Origin of the sequence: Chitinophaga sp., from assembly GCF_035564935.1 — a bacterium.
GTDB lineage: Bacteria > Bacteroidota > Bacteroidia > Chitinophagales > Chitinophagaceae > Chitinophaga.
The window spans coordinates 1-6,815 of sequence record NZ_DATMTE010000218.1 but is presented as its reverse complement, the minus strand read 5'-3'; the positions used below and the strand labels follow the sequence as shown (position 1 = coordinate 6,815).

Here is a 6,815-nt window from a genome sequence, read left to right as displayed (position 1 = left end):
GGTGACACACCCCCGGCAGCAGCTCAGCATCCTGTAAGATCAGCGACGATCATTTAAGAATTCTAAACCTTATTAAAAGTATGCATTTAAAATTTAAGGAGATACCATTTCTCCCCAAGGGACTTTTATTAACCAAAATTTTGCGGGTTATGAAAATGACCACATGGCTTATCCTCGTCGCCTGCCTGCATGTAAGCGCCAGGAGTTTTTCACAACAGGTCACCCTGTCGGTGAAAAATATGCCGTTACAGAAAGTGTTTGCAGAAATAATCCTGCAATCAGGGGCCACTATCGTTTACAATGAATCTGCCCTCAAAAACACCAGCCCCGTTACCCTGCAGGTAAGCAACGCCTCCGTACAATCTGTACTGGAACAATGCCTGCAACACCAGCCGGTAACATTTGCCATCAACAACGGTGTATTTGTGATCCGCCCAAAGTTGGGCCCCCCGCCGCCCCCGGCAGATACTATTGGCCGTATTACCGGTACAGTGCGTGGCCCCGATGGTACGCTGCTCCCCGGTGCTACGGTAATTGTAAAAGGCACCAGCAGGGGAAATGCCACTAATGCCGGCGGTCAATTCATCGTATCTGCCAACCCCGGTGAAACACTGGTAGTTACCTTCACCGGGTACGATAAACAGGAACTACCTGCCAGCAATGGCATGCAGGTAACCCTGCGCACCGCCAACAGCCAGCTTGACCAGGTAGTGGTAGTGGGTTATTCCGATAAAAAGAAAAGTGAATTAACCAGCGCCGTTACCGTAGTAGACGCCGCAAAACTGAAAGATGTAACTACCAACGATGTAGGCACCATGCTGCAAGGCAAGGTATCCGGTTTACAGGTGGTAAGCAGCTCCGGCGTTCCGGGCGCTGCGGCGGAAATACGTATGCGCGGCATTTCTTCTGTAAACGCTTCGCAAAGTCCGCTTGTAGTGGTAGACGGTATTATTGGCGGCAACTACGATCCTAACGATATCGAAAGCGTAACCGTACTCAAAGATGCCGGCGCTACTGCCATGTACGGTTCCCAGGCCAATGCTGGTGTTATTATCATTACCACCAAAAGAGCCACCACCGGTAAAATACAGTTCCAGGCAAAAGTAACCACCGGCTTCCGCACACCGGACTTCGGAACAATGGATATGATGAACGGCAGCGAATTGTACGAACGGCAGAAAGAATATTACCGCGATTATATTCCCGGCGCCACCAACAACTCCTATAAAATAGACCTGCTGAAGTTCTACAACGAACGCCCGCTTTCCCTGCGGGATCAGAATTATAACTGGCTCACAGATATGTTCCGCCGCGCACCCATGCAAAACGTATATATATCCGCCAGCGGCAGATCGGAAAAGTCAGATTACTACCTGGGGCTTTCTTACTACAATGAGAAAGGAACCTTCATGAATACGAATTACCAGCGCGTAAACCTGAGAGCCAATTCTACCTATCGCTTTACAAAACGTATCAGCTTAACCAACAACATCAACCTCAGCGGGTCCTTTGGTAAAACATACGACTACAACGATATGTACTATGCCTTCCTGAATATGCCCTGGGATAATCCTTACGACAGCTCCGGTAAAGCATTGTACGTAGATGGCAATTCGCCGTTCAAATGGTGGTCGCGCGATAAGGTGAATCCTATTCACACCATTAATAATTCAGAACATCCCTACAAGAACTTTGATGTGAATTATGATATGGGGCTTAATATCGGTATTACCGACTGGCTTACATTTACCAGTACCAACCGGCTTTCCCTGGGATACAATAAAAATAAAACCTGGTATTCGCCGGATGTGGCAGGGCAATATCACAGCACCGGTTTTCTCAGTGAAGTAAGTACGCTCAATTATGGTTACATCTCCAACAACCTGTTGAAAGTAGATTTCCGCATGGGGGATCACCGGATCAGCGGCCTTGCAGGCGTAGCATTTGAAGGCAGCAATACGGAATTGATGGGCGCTTCAGGAAAAGGATTACCTGCCGGTTTAAAAGTGCTGAACGTGGTAGCAAATAACCAGCTGGTAAATGGCAGTATCAATGAGGCCATTATACAGTCGCTCATCTCACAGGTAAACTACAGTTACCTGGATAAATATTTTGTTACCGCATCTTTCCGTGTGGATGGCTCTTCCAATTTTCCATCGGCTAACCGCTGGGCGTCTTTCCCGTCTGTTTCTGCGGCATGGCTGGCCAGCAATGAAGATTTTCTGAAAGATAATCATGTGTTCACCAACCTGAAGCTGCGCGCCAGTTACGGCGTTACCGGTACGCAGGATATAGGGTCATCGCGTTACCTGGCCTTGTTTGCATTAGATAACCAGTACAACGGACAAACAGCCGCAACGCCTTCCCAGCTGCCAAGTCCGGACCTCACCTGGGAAAGCAAATACCAGTGGAACGGCGGTATTGATATCGGGTTGTTCAAACGTATAGACCTCAGTGTGGATGTATACAACAACATCACCAAAAATCTCCTGCTGCAGGTGTCGCAGCCTTTATCAGTAGGGTTTGAAAAACGCTGGGAGAATGTGGGAGAACTGGTGAATAATGGTGTGGAGCTGGGCATTAGCTCCGTTAATATCCGCAGCCGCAGGTTCCAGTGGAGCACCGATTTTAATATCAACTTTAACACCAACAAACTGCAGAAATTCCCGGCTAATATTATTAACACACAATCTACCTGGAGCATTTCGCAGATCTACCGGAACGGCGGTAACCTTTATGAGTTTTATATGCCCAAATGGCTAGGGGTAGATAAGCAAACAGGTGCGCCTTTGTGGGAAGTAGTGGATAAAGACGGCAACAGGTCGTCTACTTCAGATTATGCCAGCGCCACCTACCAGGAAGTAGGTTCTGCATTGCCGAAATTCCAGGGTGGTATGACCAACACCTTTACTTACAGCGGTATTTCCCTGGGGGTGAATATTTATTTCCTGTCCGGCAACAAAGTATACAGCAATAACCTCCGCTTCGTGGAAAATGATGGCAATGAACCTTACTACAACCAGGTAAACCTGCCTAAAGGCAGCAGCACCTGGGCTAAGCCCGGCGATAATGCTACCGAACCTAGTCCGCAGAACTCCGCCAACAGCACGCAAACGTCTACACGTTTCCTGAAAGACGGCAGCTTCTGGGCGTTGCGTAATATCAGCCTGAGCTATGAATTGCCAAAGGCCCTTGTGAACAGGTGGCGCCTGGATGGCATCACCGTTGGTTTTACTGCCGACAATGTGCATACGTTCACTAACTTTTTAGGGCAGGATCCGCAAACCACCATTACTCCAGGATCGCAGGTAATGCCTGGCGTATCGGATTTTAAATATCCCAACAACCGCCAGTACCTGTTCAACATTAATTTCAGATTCTAAAATGCCTGTTATGAGATCAGCGATTATAATATTAATACTACTGCCTGTGTTGTTATGGCAAACAGGTTGTATGAAAGATGTGAATCCGAGCGATGCCCTTACTACAGAAACTATTACCGGTTCTCCCGAAGGGCTGAAGAATGCAGTGAACGGCGCTTATTCGCTGCTGAAGGATCACGTGGAGTTTAACGGCACACAGGATGATAATAATATGTACCTGCGCCAGTATTTCCAGCTGTCGGATTTTGCCAGCGATGATATTGTATGCGGACAAACAACAGAAGATCCCCTGTTCTATAGTTTTTCGTTAGGCCATTCGCCTACGCAAACAAATGTGCGTTACTTCTGGTATATTTCTTACAAAATTATCAATGACGCCAATACCGTTATTGAAGCCGTGGAAAAGCAGGGTAACCCCGACCCCACTACGCAGCAGATGCTGGGCGAATGCTATTTCCTGCGCGCTTTCAGCCACTTTAACCTGGTGAAGTTATTTGCCATGCCATATACGCAAAACCCCGGCGCACCCGGTGTGATCCTCCGCACTTCTACCAGCGATCCTGCACAAAAGGCACGGTCTACCGTAGGGGAAGTATACGCACAGATCATTGCCGATGCCAGGAAAGGCGCAGACCTGATGTCGCAAAGCAGGGGCCCCCAGTACGCTTCCCGTGAAGCTGCATGGGCGCTGCTTTCCAGGGCATATCTTTATGAAGGCAATAACGACAGCACCACCTATTTTGCTTCGCAGGTAATTTCGTCCGGCCGCTTTTCACTTACTACTGCCGCTACTTACCCCGATCTTTTCGCCAATGCTACAGCAGGTTCAGAAACCATTTTCTGTGTTGCCTTTACGCCGGTAGATGATTATGGGAAGTTTGGCTCAATTGCTTCCATGATCTATTCCAATGGTAACTCAGGCTGGGGCGAGGAATTTGCATCCGCCTCACTGAGGGATACCATGTCGGCCAACCCGGAAGACGTGCGCTGGAAATATATTGTGCCGCTTAAAGATGGCGGTGGTGTATTACAACAGAAAAATGGTATCGACATTTATTATATCTCCAAATTTTCCGGGCAGGGTGGAAGTCCTACTTTAAGTTCGCCTATCCTTTTCCGGCTGGCGGAAATGTATCTGAACAGGGCAGAAGCATCGGCTAAAGCCGGTAAAACCGCCGCTGCGCTGGACGACCTGGACATCATACGCGGCAACCGCGGATTATCGGGCGCTCTTTACCACCAGCAGCTACCGGCAGGTAAAACCGCGCTGGATGTGGTGTTGAAGGAGAGAAGACTGGAGCTGGCCTTTGAAGGCCACCGCAGCTTTGATGTGTACCGCAATAAGAGGGCAATGAACAGAACTTACTGGGGATATCATTTGCCGGGACTTAAGCAATCGGATATCAATCCTGCTGTAAACCCTTCCGGTTACGCCGGCATGGTAATACAACCCGATAACCCGAAGATCATCTATTACATCCCTATCGATGAAATAGAAACGAACAAACTGTGCGTACAGAATCCTTAAAACCACCCGATCATGCAAAAGAAACTGATCTATATATTGTTGCTGCTATGCGCAGCCACGGCCTGCAAAAAAGACGATAATAACCCTGCCCCGCTGGTAGTATATACTATTGCAGTAGATGGCAACCAGGTTACTTTTAATAATACTACCACCGGCGCTACCTCCTGGAAGTGGGATTTTGGCGACGGCGACAGTTCCACTGAACAAAGTCCCGTGCATGTTTACCAGGGCAAAGGTAAATATGTACCTACGTTGTATGCCACTTCCGCCGCAGGGGTTACTGCGGAAGGCTCTACCGTGATCCGTATTTCCAAAACTTCGCCGGTGAAGCTTACGGACAACAGCCTGTCGGACTGGGACACTATCAGCCAGAATGTAATTACTGCCGGTCCGGCCGGCGGCGTTTTCAAAAAGCTGAAGCTGGACTACGACGGGCAGAATGTTTATTTCTACGGAGAGATGACCGGCAAACTCTCCGACGGCGCTATTTTCGATATGTATATCGATAGCGATAACAGTGCGGCTACCGGGTTACTCACTACCCTGTTTACCGGAGGAGCCTATGATGTACTGCTGGAAGGGCAGCTGCTGCTGAAACAAAGCACTGCGCCCATCCCGATGGCCATGTATTACCACAATGGTCCGCAAACCAGTTTTAGCTTTGATCAGCAATCGGGTACCGACTTTTTCACGATGGGCACTATTACGGAAGCCGGTGGCATAGTGCGTTTTGAAGGAAAGCTGGACCGCTCAAAAATAAAGGGTTTTACGGGAGCGGCTATACGGCTTGGCATGGTGGCTACCTCCAATGATTGGTCCACCCAACTGGGTACTATCCCTGACGAAGGCGCTGCCGCTTTTTTATTAAATATGCCGGAATAAATTATTAATTTAAGCCAACAAACAGGACAATGAGCCAAACCACCAATGTCAGCCAAAGATTGATTTCCCTGGATGTGATGCGCGGCCTTATCATGATTCTCCTGGCAGGAGAAAGCGCCCGCATCTATGAGTCGATAGCACATTTGCACCCTACGGGTATTGGAGGAAGTCTGATACAGCAGTTTTTTCACCATCCCTGGAACGGGTTACGCGCCTGGGACCTGGTGCAGCCAGCTTTTATGACAATGGCGGGTGCCGCTATGTTCATCTCGTATTATTATAAGACACAAAAGGGCGTTACCTGGTCACAAAATTTCCGGCATATAGCCCTGCGTTGTGTAAAGTTGTTTATATTTGGCACTGCCCTCCATTGCGTATATGCAGGAAGGTTAGTATGGGAATTGTGGAATGTGCTCACGCAGCTGTCTGTAACCACCCTGATCGCTTACCTCATTATACGCCGTTCCTTTGGTTTCCAGCTGGGCGTGAGCCTGTTGTTATTGCTGGCAACCGATTTAATGTACCGGTTTGTTTTATTGCCCGGCTTCGAAGAACCCTTTACACAGGGACACAACTTCGGGGCTTTTATGGATACTGTGCTGATGGGAAAGATCAATCCCGACGGATGGGTGACCATTAACTTTATACCTACCGCTGCGCATACCATCTGGGGCGCCCTGGCGGGGAAGTTACTGATCAGCGACCGGCCCAAAGCGCAGAAAATAAAGATCCTGCTGACAGCAGGAGTGATTGGACTTATCACCGGCTTCGGGCTTGACCTGGCAGGTATTACCCCCATTATTAAACGGATTGCCACCGCGTCTTTTACGCTGGCTTCCGGGGGATGGGTAATGCTGGTAATGGCCCTGCTGTACTGGCTCATAGATGTAAAACAAAATGTGCGCTACGCCTGGATAGCTACCGTAGTAGGTATGAACGCCATTTTTATTTACCTCTTCTTTGAAACAGTAGGAGGCCAGTGGGTGAATCCAACCACCGGCATCTTTATAAAAGGATTTACC

At 48.7% G+C, this 6,815-nt stretch carries 4 protein-coding genes; all 4 read left to right on the top strand.

Annotation, left to right across the window (positions count from 1 at the left end):
* Window positions 1–149: 149 nt before the first annotated feature.
* Complete coding sequence (locus VN105_RS05715; protein WP_325638811.1) at window positions 150–3,383, top strand: TonB-dependent receptor; 3,234 nt, start codon at window positions 150–152, stop codon at window positions 3,381–3,383.
* 10 nt (window positions 3,384–3,393) lie between these two features.
* The gene (locus VN105_RS05710; RefSeq protein ID WP_325638809.1) at window positions 3,394–4,911 is read left to right on the top strand and encodes a RagB/SusD family nutrient uptake outer membrane protein; all 1,518 of its coding nucleotides are present in this window, start codon (window positions 3,394–3,396) and stop codon (window positions 4,909–4,911) included.
* 12 nt (window positions 4,912–4,923) lie between these two features.
* Window positions 4,924–5,793 (top strand): PKD domain-containing protein, encoded by an 870-nt coding sequence (locus VN105_RS05705; protein ID WP_325638807.1) that lies wholly within the window; start codon window positions 4,924–4,926, stop codon window positions 5,791–5,793.
* Between the two features lie 29 nt (window positions 5,794–5,822).
* A partial coding sequence (locus VN105_RS05700; RefSeq protein ID WP_325638805.1) for a DUF5009 domain-containing protein occupies window positions 5,823–6,815 on the top strand: 993 nt, incomplete at its 3' end.